Source organism: Oleiharenicola lentus (assembly GCF_051660365.1).
Lineage (GTDB): Bacteria > Verrucomicrobiota > Verrucomicrobiia > Opitutales > Opitutaceae > Lacunisphaera > Lacunisphaera lenta_A.
Genome location: NZ_JBOZXB010000001.1, coordinates 112,701 through 129,836, shown reverse-complemented (window position 1 = coordinate 129,836; position 17,136 = coordinate 112,701). Strand labels below are relative to the sequence as shown.

Here is a 17,136-nt window from a genome sequence, read left to right as displayed (position 1 = left end):
GGGTGACGTGAGGAGAATACCCTAAAACAATGCCCGTGAATGCTAGGCTGAGTCGAAATGGCGTGTAGGATGGAATCCTACAAAACCGACTGAGATTTCCGATGCAGGGTGCCTTGCGGTTCAACCGGAGGATTCGCTCCGCTGAAAGGACTCCCCGCGTAGCGCTCGAAAATCGAGCCACCCAACGTTATTTGTTCGGCTCTTTTTCCACCCAACGCACGGCTTCGCGCATCAACTCCGTCGCGTTGTCCAAGCCCAGTTTTTCCTTAATCCGCGCGCTGTAAGCCTGCACCGTTTTCATGCTCAGTCCCATCTCCGTCGCGACCTTACGGGTCGGCTGGCCTTCGCCCAGACGGCGGAAAACTTCCATTTCGCGATCGCTTAACAGCTCGATGGTGCGCGGCGGTTTGGCTCCGCCCTGACCGACCATGCGCTCCGTGAGTTTTGCCAGCAATTCCGGTCGCGCATACACTCGCCCCGCCAGCACGGCGCGGATGCCCTCCATGATGTGGCTCGTGGAATCGCGCTTCGTCACGTAGCCGCGCGCGCCGGCGCGCAGGGCGCGTTCCACGTAGTATATTTCTTCGTGCATCGATAGCACCACGACGAGCGTATCGGGGCACTGCAGGCGCAGGTCTTTGATTAAGTCCAACCCGGAGCCGTTTTTCAGCGAAAGATCGATCACCGCGAGATCGGGCGGCGACGCCGTCATCGCCGCCAACGCGGGCGGGGCGGCATCCGCCTGGCCGCACACTTCCAAATCCGGCTCCTGCTGGAGCAACGTCACGAGCCATTCGCGGACCAGCGTGTGGTCATCGACGATGAAAACTCGTTTACGTGGCGTGGGCATTTACGGCCTAATGCAGCCGCCCGCGGGGGCAGGCAAGCCCAGTTTGAAACGGCGATGCTGGTTTCAGCTTGCCCCTCGACTGGCGGCGCTGGCGTAGTGGCAGCGTCCGTTGTTCACGGCCAGTCATCATGCACACCCCCACGTTTTACTCAGTTCCGCCTGGAAAAGCGCCTCGGCTTTGCCCCGCGGTGCGCCTCGTCCTGTTGGTTTTCGCCGGCGCATTTTTCTCCACTGTTTTCGCCTACGCGCAACGCGCGCTGCCGTCGCCCGCAGAACTAAAGAAACTCGGCGTAGATCAGTTGATGGACATCGAAGTCACGTCCGTTTCTAAACGCCCGGAAAAACTTTCCGGCGCGGCTTCCGCGATTCAAGTCATCACCGGCGAAGATATTCGCCGTTCTGGCGCGACGCGTTTGCCAGAGGCGCTGCGCCTGGCGTCGAACTTGCAGGTGGCGCAAATTGATTCGCGCCAATGGGCGATTTCGTCGCGCGGATTCAACAACGTGTTTGCCGACAAGATGCTCGTGCTCATCGACGGTCGCACGGTTTACACGCCGCTTTACGCCGGAGTTTATTGGGACGTGCAGGACACGTTTATGGCCGACCTCGATCGCATCGAAGTGATCAGCGGGCCCGGTGCGACGCAGTGGGGCGCCAACGCCGTCAACGGTGTCATCAACATCACGACCAAAAATGCGAAAGACACCCAGGGTGGCTTGCTCGTCGGTGGCGGCGGCACGGCTTTGCGTGGCTCGGGCGGCGTGCGCTACGGCGGCCAGATCGCGCCGAATCTCCACTACCGCGTTTACGGAAAATATTTCGAGCGCGGCGAATCCGATTTCCCGAGCGGCAACGACGCGCGTGACGACTGGCGGATGCGGCAAGGGGGGGTCCGCCTGGATTGGGCCGCGAGCAGCGACACGGATTTTACTTTGCAAGCGGATGCCTATGCCGGGGAATTCGCGCGCACGAACAACGACGCCATCGATGCGCGCGGACGCAATCTGCTCGGGCGCTGGTCCCGCAAGTTTGCCGAAAATTCCGACGTGAAACTGCAGGCCTATTATGATCGCACGCACCGCAACATCCCGGGCTCGTTCACGCAGACGCTGGATACTTACGACTTGGATTTTCAACACCGGTTACCGGTCGGCCTGCGACAGGATTTGGTGTGGGGCGCAAGCTATCGCCTGGTGGCGGACGATATCGTCAACACGCCCGCCAACGCCTTTCTCCCGGCGCAAGTAAACCGCGAGTCGTTTAGCGTGTTTGTGCAAGACGACCTCGCGCTCGTGGAGGACCGGTTGCACTTCACGTTCGGCTCCAAACTTGAGCACAACGAATACACGGATTTCGAAGTGGAACCGAGTGCCCGACTGGCGTGGACGCTTGCGCCCACGCGCACGGTGTGGGCGGCGATTTCGCGCGCGGTGCGGACACCGTCACGAATTGACCGCGATCTCTATTCTCCGGCCGTGCCACCGTATCGTGTCGCCGGCGGGCCCGCCGTGATTTCCGAGACGCTGATCGCCTACGAACTCGGCTACCGCCAGCAACTCGCGGCCAATCTCACGCTCTCGCTTGCGACATTCTACAATGACTACGATGACCTGCGGAGCCTCGAACCGCTCAACCCGCCCGCGCAATTCCCACTCGAGCGCACCAGTAATTTGCGCGGCCGCACCTCCGGCGCGGAACTGACACTGGAGTGGCGCGCGGCGGACAACTGGCGGCTGCACCTCGGCTACACCGAGCTGCGCGTGCACAGCGAATCGAAAGACGGCGCCGCGCCGAGCGATCGCAGCATTTCCCGCGATCCCAATCACCAACTCGTGCTGCGTTCCCTGTGGACGATTTTGCCGCAACTGGAACTCGATGCGACCGGTCGCTACGTTGCGGGCATCAATAATCAGTCTGTCCCGGCTTACGCGGAGATGGATTTGCGGATCGGCTGGCGTCCGCGTGACGACTGGTCGCTCTCCGTCGTGGGCCAAAATCTCCTCCACGATCGGCATGCGGAATTCAACGTGCCCGGCGGTCGCCGCGAAATCGCGCGTAATGTGTTTGCTGAAGTCGCATGGCATTTCTGAGTTCCAGTTTGAAGCGGGCGATTAAAGCGCTCGGCTGGTTCGCGGTTGCGGGATTATTAATTCTCGCGACGCCGCTGGCGCGTGCGGCGTCGGCGGACTACATCCCGGAATATCAACTGAAGTCGGTTTTCTTATTTAACTTTGCCCAATTCGTCGAGTGGCCGGAGCAGTCGTTTAAGGATGCAGAGTCGCCACTGGTCATCGGGATCTGGGGCGACGATCCTTTTGGCTCTTATTTGGATGATCTGGTGAAAAACGAAAAAGTCGGCGCGCACGTTTTGGTGGTGCGTCGCTTTCGTCGCGCCGAAGAAATTCAGGACTGCCACATTCTTTTCGTTAGCAAATCCGTCAGCGGCCAAGCCGAAAAAGTATTCCCGATGTTTGCGGAAAAACCGCTGCTGACCGTGGGCGACGTGGATAATTTCAGTCGTCTCGGCGGCATGGTGCGCTTCGCGACAGAGTCGGGGAAAATTCGCCTGCGCATCAATGTGGACGCTTCGAAAAAAGCCGGCCTCACGATCAGTTCGAAACTGCTGCGTTGGGCCACCATCGTGACGCCTGAGCGCGGCTGAGCCATGCGGTTTCAAAACCTTCCGATTCAGCGCAAGCTCATGGTGGTCATCATGGCGACCAGCGCGGTGGTGTTGCTGCTTACGTGCTCGGCGTTTCTGGCGTATGAAGCGATTACGTTTCGACAGGGATCGTTGCGGCAGCTTTCCACGCTCGGCGAGGTTATCGCGACCAACAGCACTGCCGTGCTCGCGTTCGACAATGCGGAAGACGCGACGGAAGTGCTCAGCGCCTTGCGCGCGGAAAAGCACATCACGGAAGCGGCGCTCTACAATAAAGACGGGCAGCTGTTCGCGCGTTATCCCGTGTCAGCTCCCGACGAAATCCTTCCAAAATATCCTGGCGTCGACGGCTACCGTTTCAGCGAGGGAAAATTGATCGGCTTCACGCCCGTGGTGCAGGTGCGCGGCAGTCAGCGGCTCGGCACGCTTTACCTGAGTTCGGACATGGAAGCGTTTTACGAGCGCTTGCGTCTCTATGTCGGCATCGCGGGGCTGATTGTCGTGGTGCTTTCGGTGGTCGCGTTTTTGTTGTCGAGAAAACTTCAGCAGCAAATTTCCCGCCCGATTCTCACGCTCGCGGAAACTGCCGCCGCAGTTTCGAATCGTCATGACTATTCGGTGCGGGCAGAGAAGGTGAGCGATGACGAACTCGGGTTGTTGACCGATGCGTTCAACCACATGCTCGAGCAAATTCAGGAGCAGAATCGTGAACTCGAAAACCGCGTGCGCGATCGCACCATCGATCTCGAAGCGGCGAACAAGGAACTCGAGACGTTCGCTTATTCAGTGTCGCACGATTTGCGCACACCGTTGCGCGCCATCACGGGTATCGCGGAGATTCTGGCAAAACGCCCTGCGGGGGAATTGTCGCCCGCGGCGCAGCGCAGCGTGCAACTGATTCATCGCGGCGTGTGCGAGATGGATCGGCTCATTGACAGCATCATGTCTTTTTCCCGGCTCGGCCATCATGAGCCTGTGCGCGAAGCAGTGGATATCGAAGCGCTTTGCCATTATGTGTTCCGCGACCTCACGGGCGAGCGCAGCGATCGGCACGTGCAGTTTCACGTGCAGCCTTTGCCGAAAGTGAAAGGTGACCCGACGCTGTTGCGGCAGGTGCTCGTCAATTTGCTGAGCAATTCGCTGAAGTTTACGCGTCCGCGCCAAGTCGCCGAGATCGAAGTCGGCATCCAACGCAGCGCTGACGAACCTCATCCGATTTTCTTCGTGCGCGATAACGGCGTGGGTTTCGACATGGAGCAAGCCGACCGCCTCTTCGTCGTGTTTCAACGCCTCTATCATCCGCAGGATTTTGAGGGCACGGGCGTCGGGCTCGCGATGGTGCGTCGCATCATCGAGCGCCACAGCGGTCACATCTGGGCCGAAGGCGTCCCGGATAAGGGTGCGACGTTTTTCTTCACGCTGCCCGCGTGACCCGGGTTTCGCCGGCGGCGTTATACCCCCCGGGTGTAATTTTAAGGCCGTTTTTGCTCCGGCGTTTCCTTGCCCCATAATTTTCCGCCGCCGCCCATTTGTTTGCGCCACGCATCGCGCCACCGGTGGATGTCCATCGGTTCAATCATCGGCATGAGGGCGCGCGCGGCTTTATCGGGGATCGCGGGCACGCCGACGGCTTCGGACTGATACCAATACGCGACCGTGGCCAGATCGAGGGTGAGCACGTTGTTGTGACCGTGCTCGATCGTAAACTTCAGCGATTTCTCGAAGTAGATCGGGTCGACGATGTGGAAACGATAAGCGTGCGTGCGGCCGAGCCAGCCGAGGTCGTTGTTGACGCGCGCCAGTCCGAAATACGGATGCTGAAAAAGCTGTTTCGGCGACCACGCGGTATTGAAATAGTCCTCCGTGCCGGTGCCCTTGAGCGTGCTGGCGGCGTCGCCGTCGATTTCGATTACGTCATCGCCTTCGCCATACCACATCGGCGAAGGACTGTGCACGTAGTAGTTGAGCCCGACGAACTGCCCCTGGCCTTTGATATCGGCGATGAGATAATTGCGCTCGTTCGTCGTGTTGGGTTTCGTCGGACCGAGGCTGCCCCATTCGTTCTCGCCGGTCTCGGGGTCGGCGTCGGTGATCTGGCGGTTATACCACGCGTGAAAACGGCCGGCGTCAGCAGGCAGTTTTTCGACCGCGGTATAATCGATGTAGAAATAAAACACCCCGATCTTGGTGCCGGATTGATTTTCGATTTCGAACCGCGCGCCTTTGCTGAACGGCATGTTGAAATAACTGACGAGACTCGTCCACGGTTCGCCCATGGCCACGGCGAGCGGCGCAGTATTGAGCGGATAAGCCTCGTTCCAGCCCTGGCCAAAAAACGGCCCGATCGGGGAAAGCACAGACGGTTCTTTCTGGCCGTCCCAATAAATTTTCAGAATGACGTCGTTCATATTCGGCCGGGTCGACGGCGTGCCGAAGGTGCCATAAGTCATCCAGATATGGGTGATGACGCCCGCACCTTTGATGTCAGCGATGAGGCGGGTCTCGCCGTCGGCGATATTTTCCACGCGGTCGCGATTACCGCCAGTCGGGTCGCTGCTGCTCACGCGTTTAGATTTCACGCCGGTGCGGATCTGGGCGAGCGAACTTAGATCCGCGGCTGTCGGTTGAGCGACGAGCGGAGCAGTCGAAGCGATCAGCAGTAACGTAATGAGGAGCGGGAGTTTCATGCGGGGTAGTTGGCAGTTTGAAGAGAGCAGCGAAGCGGCGATACGCATACCAGATCAAGCGAACGTTTGAGGAATAGCGTGACTTGACCGAACTCAAAAACCGAGGCTAGGGTTGGTTTTTCTTAACACAGTTAATCCCTGAGGCCGGGGAGACGAGAGGAGTTTTAAAATGATGACCGGCCTTGGATCCAAGTTTGCGCGGGGCGTTTTCGCCTTAGCTTTTTATTTTCTCCTGAGCGATGTCCTGAACGCTGCCAAATGGGCGCCACAGAGCGTTCCCGCCGAGTTGGCGCGCGATGCGCAGCGAGCCGAATGGCTAACCGCTGAGATCGCTCGCCACGACGAACTCTATTTCAAGAAGGCCGCACCCGAGATCAGCGATGTCGCCTACGACCAACTGAAGCGGGAATTACGGGCGTTGCAGGAAAAGCATCCGCACCTCGCGTCACGCGAGACCAGGATCGGCGACGACCGCGGGGAAGGCTTCGCTACTTACTGGCATGGTGAGCGGATGCTCAGCCTGAACAAGGCCTACACCGAAGCAGAAGTGCGGGCTTTTCATGCGAAGATCGCGGCCCAAACCAAAAGCGAAGCGATCGCCTTCACCGTCGAACCAAAATATGACGGCCTGGCGATCAGCGTGACTTACGAGCAGGGTCGGTTGGTGCGGGCCGTGACGCGTGGCAACGGCCTCGAGGGCGATGAGGTCACCGAAAACCTGCTGACAATTCTAAGTTTGCCGCGCGAACTTCGGCGCAGAGATGATGAAGGGAAAGCGCTGCCGCTTCCTGAACTCGTTGAGGTTCGCGGCGAAGTTTATCTGTCGTTCGCGGAGTTTGCGCGCATCAATGACGAACGTGAAGCCGTGGGCGAAGCGCCGTTCGCGCATCCGCGCAATCTTGCCGCCGGCACCTTGAAGCAGCAGTCATCCGCCGAAGTAGCCAAGCGGAAACTTGAAGTGGTGTTCTACGGTGTCGGAGTCATGCAGCCGGTCAGTGTCATTCCCGCAACGCAACGCGAGTTGCACGCGCTGATTCAGGCATGGGGTTTGCCAGGCTTGGCGTATCGCGTCGCAAAAACTTCCGATGAGTTGTGGAGCGCGGTGCAAACCATCGGGGCCGAACGCGGACGACTGCCGTTTCCGACGGACGGCGTCGTAGTAAAATTGGATGCCACTGCGCAGCAGCGAAAATTGGGAGAGTCGGACAGTGCGCCCAACTGGGCGTTGGCTTATAAGTTTTCGACTGAGCGAGCGGAGACACGTTTGAAAGCGATCACGCTCCAAGTGGGGCGCAGTGGCGTGCTCACGCCCGTGGCGGAACTTGAAACCGTGGAACTCGGGGGTTCAAAAATCACGCGCGCCTCGCTGCACAACCGCGACGAGATTGCCCGCAAAGATATCCGCATCGGCGATTATGTATTCGTCGAAAAAGCCGGCGAAATCATCCCCGCGGTTGTCGGCGTGAATTTCGCCCGCCGGACAACTGACTCGGCCAAATTTGTATTTCCGGAGAAATGTCCGGCGTGCCAGGCCGAGGTTATCGCGATCTCGGGCGAAGCGGCGGTGCATTGCCCGAATGCCGAGTGTCCTGCGCAGGTGCAGCAGCGAATCGAACATTTTGTTTCGAAGGACTGCGTGGAGATTTCCGGCTTTGGGCCGGCGCTGATCGGAAAGCTCGTGGCGCGCGGGTGGCTGAAAAATGTGGCCGACATTTATCAATTGGAACGCGAACAACTCCTGACGCTCGGCGGAAACGTCGAGAAATCCACGGATCGCTTGCTGGCGGCGATTGAGCGCAGCAAGGGCGCGTCGCTGTGGCGCGTGATTCACGGCTTGAGCATTCCGCAAGTCGGCGCGGTGACCTCGCGCGAACTGGCGGCGAAGTTTGGACGCTTGGAGGTTGTCGCGAACGCCTCGGAAGAAGCGCTCCGCGCGCGCGGCGTTGATCGAAGTGTGGCTGCTTCGGTCGCCGATTTTTTCGCGAAAAAAGAGAATCAAACCGTTGTGCGCAGGATAATGTCAGCCGGTGTTGCGACCGAGCTTCCGCAATCGACGGTCGTCGCGAACAGCGCATTCACTGGCAAAATTTTCGTCTTCACGGGCACATTGCTGACGCTCTCACGCACCGACGCAGCTGATAAAGTCCGCGCTGCGGGCGCTATCGTCCGCGACAACGTGAGCAAGCAAACCGACTACCTCGTGGTCGGGGTCAACGGCGGCTCGAAACTCAAAACCGCCCAAGAACTCAGTGTTAAAATTATCGACGAAGCCGAGTTCCTGCAGCTACTGGGAAAATAAGCTGCGCTACGGTGTAGACGTCGGTTGGTGCTTACTCCGTCCGCAGCGCGGTCATGGGGCTGACGCGGGTGGCGCGCACGGCGGGTAACCAGCACGCCAGGATCGCCGTGGCGAACAGCGCGGTGGCCGCGGTCACGAACGCCGCGAGGTCAAACGCCGGCAAATTCACGAACACGCTCGCGAGCAGTTGCCCGAGGCCGGCGCCGAGCAGCAATCCGATCGCGGTGCCGAGCGCCGTGATCGCGATGCCTTCGCGCAGGATCAGGTTGCGGACGCGGCGGGGTTCGGCTCCGAGCGCGAGGCGGATGCCGATCTCGCGAGTGCGCCGCGACACGGCGTAGGTTTTAACACCGTAAAGACCGACCACCGCGACGAGTGTCGCGAGTCCACCAAACACGAGAAACAACGTGCCCGCGAGGCGCAGGCTCCAGAGTTCGAGTGAGCCGTCGCGGTGTTGCCGGAAGGTGCGCAGCGTAAACACCGGCACGCCGGGTGCGGTCTCGCGCAACGTGCGGCGGACCGCGTCGATCAAAGCCAGCGCGGCGGGCTCACCGAGCGTCGCAGGACGCACATGGAAATGCACGTTGCTCATGAAACCCTGCGCGAAAGGCACGTAAATTGAATTGCCCGCTTTCTTTTGGCCCACGTCGTCGCGCGTCGAGCGCACGATGCCGACAATTTCGAGAGTGGTGGAACCGCCATTCGCGGCGTCGGCGGCCGGGACGGCTTTGCGCGCGTCTTCGCCGGACCATTGAAGGTGTTGACCGAGCGCATCGCCGTCGGGCCAGAGTTTTTGCGCGAGGACCTCGTCAATCATCACGACCTTCGAGGCGCCGTCGGCGGCGATGGTTTCAGCGGGAGAAAAAGCGCGCCCGCGTAATACCGGCAATCCCATCGTGGCAAAATAATCGCCACCTACCGCGTTCCAACGCGCCGTGAAGGTGCGCCCCTCGGCTGCAGTGGTCGGCTTCGTCTCGGGCGCGGGATTGACGCCCGCCCGGCGCACGGAGCGATGAAGGTTGATCATGCCAAACAGTGCAATCGCGCCGATGCTGGCCGATTGCACGCCGGGCAGCGCGGCGAGCCGGTGCTCAATGGCGACGTAGAGTTGACGGCTGCGCGTCTCGTCATGGCCGGCGAGACTCGCGTCAACCTCGACGATCAACGTGTCTTCTGCGTGATAGCCGCTCTCGAACGCGATCAGCTTGCGCGACATCTGCACGAACAGGCCGGCGGCAATGAGCAACGCGAGCGAGAGTGCGATCTGCGTGACGACGAGCGGATGGCGCGGGAGCCAGCGGCGGCGTTTCTCGACAACGTCCTCGCCGGCGTTGCCTTTCAAATCGGTGAGGAGGTCGCATCGCGAAAGCTTGAGCGCCGGCCCGAGTGCGAAAAAACACGTCGCGAGGGCGCAGAACGCAAAGGTGGCCACAAGCACCGCGCCTTGCGTGGCGCCGCCGAAGAAGATCGCGATCGGAATGCGAAAACTCATCGCGCCGACGAGCAGATCTGCCGACCACAGCGCGAGCACAAAACCCAGTATGCCGCCGGCTAACGACAGCAAAAAGCCTTCCGTGAGCAATTGGCGCACGATGCGGGCGCGCCCGCCGCCGAGCGCGAGGCGGATGGCGAATTCCTTGCGCCGCGCGTGGCCGCGCGCCAGCAGCATGCCGGCGAGATTCAAGCACACGATCAGCAACACCGCGGCCGTCATGCCGAGCAGGATCAAGCCGAGCGTCTTCACCACGCCTTCGTCCGAAGGATTCGTGTTGGTGCCGAGGCGCGGCAACGCGCCGACGAGAAAATTCTGTTCCTTGTGCTCGACCGGGTAGAGTTGTTCGAGACTGTCGGCCACGCCCGCGAGCGCCGCGTCGGCGGACGCTGTCGTGATACCGCTTTGCAGTCGCCCGACGAGAAACAGGTTAAACGAATCGGGCTTTTCCAGCGCGCGTTGGGCCTGGCCTTCGAAGTCGTTGCTGAGCGAACCAAACACGCCGAGCGGAAAATAAAGTTCGGGGCCCGCGAGCATCATCGTGCCGGAGAAATTTTCGGGCGTGATGCCCACGACGGTGAACGCGCGCTCGTTCACGCGAATGGCCGAGCCGACGAAGTCCGCGGGGAAACCGGCTTTTTTCCAATACAGGTGACTGGCGATGACCACCGGCAGGTTAGCGCCGGGTTTTTCTTCCTCGGCGGTGAACGGACGTCCGCGCAGCAATGACACGCCGAGCACTTCGAAATAATTCGAACTCACCAACGCGGAAAACGATCGACGTGCCTCCGCGCCTTCGCCGATACCGATCATCGTCATGTTGTGCGCAAGCACGCCGGAGAAAATATCGCGGCGCTCGCGCAACTCGCGGTAAGCGGGAAACGAGAACGCGAGGAATTCGGCGCGATCGCGTTCGCTTTGGGTGTAAAGTTGCACGACCCGCTCTGGGGCCGAAAAAGGTCGCGGGCTGAACGCGAGCGCATGGACGACGCTGAACATCGCGGTGTTCAAGCCGATGCCGAGGGCGAGCACGATGATCGCCGCCAGGGCAAAGCCGGGCGTTTTGGCAAGCAGGCGCAGGGAAAATTTCAGGTCTTGGAGAAATGTATTCATGGAGCAACCGGGGTGTGCTTCCTCTCAACACCGCAGACTGAGACTAAGTTGCGATTTTCGATAACATTGCGGAAAGCGCCCGTATGCACACCGGTGTCTTCCCCGGCGACCCGGGATCGCTTTCACTGGATGAACAAAAATTCATGCAGGGTTAACCGACTGTTCATGTTGCGGCTGCATGGTGGCGCGGAATGCGTGGATTGCTCAGAGGTTTTCAAAGTGTGCTGCTGGCGGGCGGCTTGATCGCTGCGGCGCGCGCGGAGCCGGTGATGTGGCATCTGGATGCGCGGCGTTCGACGCTGGAGGTGGCCGTGCGCTCGACGTTTGAGGGATTTCTTTGCCGGGTGGTGAACTTTGATGCAGCCGTGGCGATGGACGAAACTTTACGTCGGATCGAACGCGCGGAAGTTTCGTTCGATTTAACCGATGTTAAAACAGGGCGGGTGAAACGAGACGCGCATTTGCTGGAATGGAGCGAATACGATCGATTCGCGAAGGTGACATTCCATCTTGCGGATCTCAGTGCGGCGGACGATGGCACGTTCACGGCGCGCGGGTCGGTGATGTTTCATGGTGTGGAAAAAAATGTGACGTTTCAGGTGCGATCGCTGGTGCAGGGAAATCTTCATTCGATCGATGGCGAGGCGACGGTCGATTATCGCGATTTCGGACTGCCGGTGATCCGGAGATTTTACGTGGTAACGGTCAACCCCCGCGTATGGATCAAATTCCACCTGCAAGGCTGGCTTGGCGCTGAAGGGAGAGAGCCCGCGTGGTTTCCGGAGAAATGATTTACTCTGCGCGCAGAATTAAGGCAGACTGCTTTTGCCGATGAAAATCCTCATTGTCGAAGACGAGCGGAAACTCGGCCAGTTCGTCGAAAACGCACTGACTGAGCAAAGCTACACGGCGCGCGTCGTGAGTTCGTGCGCGCAGGCGCGCGATGCGCTGGCGGATTCGCCTTATGACGCGGTGGTGCTCGATCTTGGTTTGCCTGACGGCGACGGGCTGGAGTTGTTGCGCGAGTGGCGGGCGGCGGGTTTCAACGAACCGGTCTTGATTCTGAGCGCCCGCGATGCGGTGCAGGACCGGATTCGCGGATTAAACCTCGGCGCAGACGATTATTTGCCGAAGCCATTCAGTCTCGAAGAACTCGTGGCGCGCCTGCGATCGTTGTTGCGGCGTCAATCCACGACGAAGGCAACTGTGCTGGAACACGCGGGCGTGAAAGTCGATTTGCTCGCGCGCCAGGTGACGTCGCTCGGCAAAGCGGTGGAGTTGACGAGTCGCGAATTCGCGTTGCTCGAACTGTTTTTACAGAATCGCGGCCGGGTGCTCACGCGCACCTTGATCGGTGAGCGCATCTGGGAGGCGAGTTACGATTTAGAAACCAACTTGATCGACGTGTATGTGCGGCGGCTGCGCCAAAAACTCGGTGCGACGGAAGAGCGGCCGGTGATTCGCACGTTGCGCGGCACGGGTTACCAACTCGCATGACTTCGATCACCGCACGAATGACGGGTTGGTATGCGCTCGCGGTTACTGGCGCGGTGGTGGTGGCGCTGGGCGCGGGCCGGTGGTTTTTGTCGCGCGAGATGACGAGTGGTATCGACAAGTTGCACGACGCGGAATTTCGCGAAGTCGTCCAGCAACTCGGCGGCAATCCGAACGAGATGACGCGGACAGAACTCACGCGAAAGATGACCGAGCACAGCGAGATGGATGAAGATTTGTTTTTCTTCCAAGTAAACGACGAGAAGGGTCAGGTGTTTTTCCGTTCGCCCAATCTGGGGGCCACGGTGTTGCCCGATGACATGAATCCCGGCGAGGCGTGGGTGTCGGATATCCCGACGCATGGACGCGTGCGCGGCGCGGAGTTTCACATCGGGGCGATGCATTTTCAAATTGGCAGTCGCTTGGAGCCGATGGAGCGCGTGCTGCGTCAATACACGCAAGTGAGTCTGCTGCTTGTGGGCATTGTCGCAGTCGGCAGCGTCGGCGTCGGCTATGGGATCAGTCGCGTAGCGTTGCGGCCGATTCGGGCGATTGAGCGGACGGCGCGGCGCATCAGCGCCGATAATCTCAACGAACGCATTCCTGCACCGCCCGGAGGGGATGAAGTGACGGAGTTGGTCGGGTTGTTAAATGCGATGTTCGACCGGCTTGAAAAATCGTTCCAGCAGGTCGGACGATTTTCGGCGGACGCGTCGCATGAACTCAAAACACCCCTCACGCTGATTCGCCTCAACACCGAACGCGTGCGCTCCCAAGTTGTGACCGATCCCGCGGCAGTGGCAGCGGTCGATGGTTTGCTCGAGGAAATCGCCAGCATGCAGCAGGTGATTAACCGGTTGTTGTTTCTCGCGAAAGCCGAGGGCGGCGCGCTCCCGCTCACTCGCGAGCAACATGCGACGGCTGACGTGATGACTTCGATTGCCGAGGATGCGTTGGTGTTGGCGGAAGACGCGGGCTTGAAACTGGAATTGGTGCGCAACGACGCCGGCCAGGCGGTTTTTGACCAAGGGTTGCTCCGGCAAGTGTTGCTGAATCTCGTGAGCAACGGAGTCTCGGTGATGCGCGGAACTGGGATGATCACGCTCAGCTCTTCGCGCCTCGCGACGATGTGGCGAATCGAAGTGACGGACGAGGGGCCGGGATTGCCGCCGGAGCAGTTAGAGCGAATTTTCGAACGCTTCGTGCAATTGCCGCGAGCGGACGGCGCGCCGGCGACGGGCAATGGCTTGGGGCTGGCGATCTGCCGCAGCATCGTGGAACTGCACGGCGGAAAGATTGAAGCTCACGCGCGGAACGACCGCGTCGGCCTACGCATTACGATCGATATTCCGGCCTAAGTTGACTGGGCGCTGAGGCTAGCGTCGGGCTGTATACTGACGCTGGGTTCCATTCATTTTTTAATGTGGAAATCAGGAACTCAGGAAAAGCAGAGACTCGCCGTAGTTCTGTTCCTGATTCCCTGATTTCCACATAAAATTTTGGAGATTGGAGGCTGTGCCTTGATCGTCACGCATTCGCTTACATGAACAAAAATTAATCGCTCCTTCATCCGCGATTCATGTTGGCGTGGCAGGATGGGCGCATGAATTCGTTCTCATCGTTTTTATCGTCAGTGCGGGCACGGGCGGAAAAGAGCCTCGCTCGCCGTCATGGGTTACTGGTGGTTTTTTTCGCGGCGTTTGCCGTCGTGGCATTGTGCACGCGCCTTGGGTTGCTCGCGGCTTCGGCGCGAGAGGCTTCTTGGAACGCGAGCCTGCTGGCTTCGTTCGGGTGGGGCTTGGTTTATGATCTCGGCGCGGCGGCGTTTGCGGGTGCGCCACTCGCGGTGTTGCTCACGGTGTTGCCGGCGGGATTTTTTGAAAAGCGCTGGGCGAGGGTCTCGGCCTACGTCGCAGGATTCGTGATGCTTTATGCCCTGGTGTTTGGTGCGGTGGCGGAGTGGTTTTTCTGGGAGGAGTTTGGCGCACGATTCAATTTCATCGCGGTCGATTACCTCGTCTACACGACCGAGGTCATCGGCAATATCCGCGAGTCCTACAATCTGCCGCTGATTCTGGCTGTGGTGGCGGCGGTGGCTGGACTCTGGTTGTGGGCCCTGCACCTGTGTGGTGCTTTCGCGCTGACCTTACGTGCTCAGCCCGAGACGGCACGACGGCGCTATGCGAGTGGCGCGCTGTGGTTGGCGGGCATGCTGGCGTTTGGGCTCGTCCTGCGCGAGGAACAGCTCCCGGCGTTTCGCAATAACTACAATCGCGAGCTCGGGAAGGACGGACTCTGGTCGCTCTTCGCGGCGTTTCAGAACAACGTGCTCGATTACGCGCAGTTCTACAAAACGATGCCGATCGACGACGCGTTTGCGCGTTTGACACATGAGTTAACTGAAGACGACTCGGTGCCGGTGAAAGCCGCGGGTTACGACACCTTGCGTTTGGTGCGGGGTCAGGGCGTTGAACAGCATCTGAACGTGATTCAAATCACCGTGGAGAGCCTGAGCGCGGATTTCCTCGGCATTTTTAACCACGCGTCGAATCTGACGCCGAATCTCACGGAGATCGCGGCGAAGAGTCTGGTGTTCGATAATTTCTACGCGACGGGCACGCGCACGGATCGCGGCATGGAAGCGCTGACGCTGTCGCTGCCGCCGACTCCCGGTCGGTCGATGATCAAGCGTCCGCGCAACGAAGGCATGTTCACGCTCGGCTCGTTGTTTCGCGCGAAGGGTTACGACACGGCGTTTATCTACGGTGGCTTTGGCTACTTCGATAACATGAATTATTTTTTCGGTAACAACGGCTACCGCGTGATCGATCGGAACAGTGTCGCGAAAAACGATGTGTCGTTTGCCAATGTCTGGGGCGCATGCGACGAAGACCTCTATCGCTGGACGATGCGCGAGGCGGATGCATCCAGCACGGCGGGGAAACCTTTTCATTACTTTGTGATGACGACGTCGAATCACCGGCCTTACACGTTTCCCGAGGGAAAAATCGATCTTGCGTCAAAAACTTCTGGCCGCGCCGGCGCGGTGAAATATACGGATTACGCGATTGGCCAATTTCTACGCGATGCGTCCACGAAGCCGTGGTTTAAGAATACGGTGTTCGTGATTGTCGCCGACCATTGCGCGTCGAGCGCGGGCCGGACGGAACTGCCGGTGCAGAATTATCATATTCCGCTGATTATTTATGCGCCGGGCGGGCACATCGCGCCGGGTCATATCAAAACGCTCACGAGTCAGATCGATTACGCCCCGACGTTGCTCGGGATGCTGAACTGGAGTTATCCGTCGCGTTTCTTCGGACACGATGTGCGGAGGATTCCGGAAGACGATGCGCACGCGCTCGTGGGAAATTATCAGAAGCTCGGGCATCTCGAGAAAGGCGAGATGGCCGTGCTGCGTCCGCAGCAAGGCTCGGCCACGTATCATTACGACGCGAAGGCTGCGCTACTCACGCCGGTCGCAGACAGTGCCTACGCGGTGAGTGAAGCCATCTGCTATTACCAAACCGCGAGTTATCTTTATCAGCACGGGCTGTATCGCGCTTTGCCTGCGGATGAGTTTGCCCGACTCACGGCGCTCGCGAACACGCCCGATCACAAGAGCGCAGTGGCGGTGAATAAATAAAAGCGCGCGGCCATGAAGCTTTTCAATTGGGGTTGGTGCGCGGGTGGTGCGTTGCTCGCGTTGACCGGACTTGCTGCGGAAAAAGAGGTGCCTGACGACGATTTGCGCATTCGGGGTATCTTTAACTCGAACCTTCCAGGCACGGAAAAGAAACATTCACTGCGATTTATTTTTCACCCGCATTTGGGTGATTTGATCAACGAGGATTATTTGCGGACGCCGATGGGTGCGCGTTATGGCATCACGCAGCAGTGGGAAGTGTCTGGTGAGGTGGAGACGTATTTCTCGCACGGGTTGGGCGACGAGAAATTCTTCGACCGCTTTGGGTTTTCGCAGGTGCGCTTCGGGACGAAGTATCGATTCGCGAAACCGTTGTTCGCCGATTGGGAAACGGCGACCGGGATGGATTTCTCCAGCCCGGTCGGCAGTCCTCCTGCGAAAGTGAACGACGGACTTGAGCACTTGATGCCCTTTGTCACGTTCGCGCGGCCGCTCGATGGGCATCCGAACGTGCGCGTGTTTTGGGGATTGGGCGCGGATTTGGTCGATCGGTCGTCGGTTCCCGGTCAGCTGCGCAAAAATCAACTGAGCGACGATTCCCTTAATCTCACGACCGGCGTGGTGTGGAAACGCGGCATCATGAATTACACCCTGGAAACCAATTACGCGACGACTCGTGGGATTGGTCAGGTCGATGAGGACGTGTTTACCGTGCGTCCAGGGTTTGTGTGGGAGGTGCCGGAGAAATACACCAAAGGCTACTTGGGAGGACGTTGGCTGGTCGGGCTCGGCTTGCGCGCGAGTTTTGGTGAAGACGGCACGGATCTGGGCGCGAGTGCGAAAGTGCGCGTGAACTTTGATTTCAAGAAGTTGCTCCGGCGCAAAAAATAGTT

The 17,136-nt window shown here is 59.4% G+C and carries 12 protein-coding genes; 9 read left to right on the top strand and 3 right to left on the bottom strand.

Translation table 11 applies throughout. From position 1 onward, the window contains the following. Positions 1 to 187 precede the first annotated feature (187 nt). Positions 188 to 850, bottom strand: a complete 663-nt coding sequence (locus ACRRQW_RS00505) for a response regulator (RefSeq protein WP_438479169.1) — start codon at positions 848 to 850, stop codon at positions 188 to 190. 188 nt (positions 851 to 1,038) lie between these two features. Here ACRRQW_RS00505 and ACRRQW_RS00500 point away from each other — a divergent pair, with 188 nt between their 5' ends. From ACRRQW_RS00500 to ACRRQW_RS00490, 3 genes are read left to right on the top strand one after another with little or no spacing between them, the layout of a single operon-like run. Further along, complete coding sequence (locus ACRRQW_RS00500) at positions 1,039 to 2,940, top strand: TonB-dependent receptor plug domain-containing protein (protein WP_438479167.1); 1,902 nt, start codon at positions 1,039 to 1,041, stop codon at positions 2,938 to 2,940. After that, positions 2,928 to 3,512, top strand: a complete 585-nt coding sequence (locus tag ACRRQW_RS00495) for a YfiR family protein (RefSeq protein WP_438479165.1) — start codon at positions 2,928 to 2,930, stop codon at positions 3,510 to 3,512. Before ACRRQW_RS00500 ends, ACRRQW_RS00495 begins: the two co-directional genes overlap by 13 nt. Before the next feature lie 3 nt (positions 3,513 to 3,515). Continuing rightward, positions 3,516 to 4,943 (top strand): sensor histidine kinase, encoded by a 1,428-nt coding sequence (locus ACRRQW_RS00490; RefSeq protein WP_438479163.1) that lies wholly within the window; start codon positions 3,516 to 3,518, stop codon positions 4,941 to 4,943. A gap of 41 nt (positions 4,944 to 4,984) precedes the next feature. Here the strand turns inward: ACRRQW_RS00490 and ACRRQW_RS00485 are convergent, their stop codons facing one another. Then, the gene (locus ACRRQW_RS00485; protein ID WP_438479161.1) at positions 4,985 to 6,199 is read right to left on the bottom strand and encodes a glycoside hydrolase family 172 protein; all 1,215 of its coding nucleotides are present in this window, start codon (positions 6,197 to 6,199) and stop codon (positions 4,985 to 4,987) included. Between the two features lie 169 nt (positions 6,200 to 6,368). On the opposite strand from ACRRQW_RS00485, the gene ligA reads away from it, so the two are divergent. Next, a complete protein-coding gene (ligA, locus tag ACRRQW_RS00480) occupies positions 6,369 to 8,498 on the top strand; it encodes an NAD-dependent DNA ligase LigA (protein ID WP_438479159.1) in 2,130 nt (709 codons plus the stop codon). A gap of 31 nt (positions 8,499 to 8,529) precedes the next feature. On the opposite strand, the gene ACRRQW_RS00475 is transcribed toward ligA, so the two are convergent. After that, positions 8,530 to 11,103, bottom strand: a complete 2,574-nt coding sequence (locus tag ACRRQW_RS00475) for an ABC transporter permease (protein ID WP_438479156.1) — start codon at positions 11,101 to 11,103, stop codon at positions 8,530 to 8,532. A gap of 191 nt (positions 11,104 to 11,294) precedes the next feature. On the opposite strand from ACRRQW_RS00475, the gene ACRRQW_RS00470 reads away from it, so the two are divergent. From ACRRQW_RS00470 to ACRRQW_RS00450, 5 genes are all read left to right on the top strand, one after another. Next, the gene (locus ACRRQW_RS00470) at positions 11,295 to 11,894 is read left to right on the top strand and encodes a YceI family protein (RefSeq protein ID WP_438479154.1); all 600 of its coding nucleotides are present in this window, start codon (positions 11,295 to 11,297) and stop codon (positions 11,892 to 11,894) included. 40 nt (positions 11,895 to 11,934) lie between these two features. Further along, on the top strand, positions 11,935 to 12,600 hold the full coding sequence (locus tag ACRRQW_RS00465) for a response regulator transcription factor (protein ID WP_438479152.1): 666 nt from the start codon (positions 11,935 to 11,937) through the stop codon (positions 12,598 to 12,600). Then, complete coding sequence (locus ACRRQW_RS00460) at positions 12,597 to 13,955, top strand: ATP-binding protein (protein WP_438479150.1); 1,359 nt, start codon at positions 12,597 to 12,599, stop codon at positions 13,953 to 13,955. The genes ACRRQW_RS00465 and ACRRQW_RS00460 overlap by 4 nt, the downstream gene beginning before the upstream one ends. 245 nt (positions 13,956 to 14,200) lie before the next feature. Beyond that, the gene (locus ACRRQW_RS00455; RefSeq protein WP_438479148.1) at positions 14,201 to 16,243 is read left to right on the top strand and encodes an LTA synthase family protein; all 2,043 of its coding nucleotides are present in this window, start codon (positions 14,201 to 14,203) and stop codon (positions 16,241 to 16,243) included. A gap of 12 nt (positions 16,244 to 16,255) precedes the next feature. Further along, positions 16,256 to 17,134 (top strand): hypothetical protein, encoded by an 879-nt coding sequence (locus tag ACRRQW_RS00450; RefSeq protein WP_438479146.1) that lies wholly within the window; start codon positions 16,256 to 16,258, stop codon positions 17,132 to 17,134. The last annotated feature ends 2 nt before the right edge of the window (positions 17,135 to 17,136 follow it).

Bases quoted from the DNA above. Each gene is read 5' to 3' on its own strand.
- ACRRQW_RS00505 (WP_438479169.1), bottom strand. From the start codon at position 850: ATGCCCACGCCACGTAAACGAGTTTTCATCGTCGATGACCACACGCTG.
- ACRRQW_RS00495 (WP_438479165.1), top strand. From the start codon at position 2,928: ATGGCATTTCTGAGTTCCAGTTTGAAGCGGGCGATTAAAGCGCTCGGC.
- ACRRQW_RS00490 (WP_438479163.1), top strand. From the start codon at position 3,516: ATGCGGTTTCAAAACCTTCCGATTCAGCGCAAGCTCATGGTGGTCATC.
- ACRRQW_RS00485 (WP_438479161.1), bottom strand. From the start codon at position 6,199: ATGAAACTCCCGCTCCTCATTACGTTACTGCTGATCGCTTCGACTGCT.
- ligA (WP_438479159.1), top strand. From the start codon at position 6,369: ATGATGACCGGCCTTGGATCCAAGTTTGCGCGGGGCGTTTTCGCCTTA.
- ACRRQW_RS00475 (WP_438479156.1), bottom strand. From the start codon at position 11,103: ATGAATACATTTCTCCAAGACCTGAAATTTTCCCTGCGCCTGCTTGCC.
- ACRRQW_RS00470 (WP_438479154.1), top strand. From the start codon at position 11,295: ATGCGTGGATTGCTCAGAGGTTTTCAAAGTGTGCTGCTGGCGGGCGGC.
- ACRRQW_RS00465 (WP_438479152.1), top strand. From the start codon at position 11,935: ATGAAAATCCTCATTGTCGAAGACGAGCGGAAACTCGGCCAGTTCGTC.
- ACRRQW_RS00460 (WP_438479150.1), top strand. From the start codon at position 12,597: ATGACTTCGATCACCGCACGAATGACGGGTTGGTATGCGCTCGCGGTT.
- ACRRQW_RS00455 (WP_438479148.1), top strand. From the start codon at position 14,201: ATGAATTCGTTCTCATCGTTTTTATCGTCAGTGCGGGCACGGGCGGAA.
- ACRRQW_RS00450 (WP_438479146.1), top strand. From the start codon at position 16,256: ATGAAGCTTTTCAATTGGGGTTGGTGCGCGGGTGGTGCGTTGCTCGCG.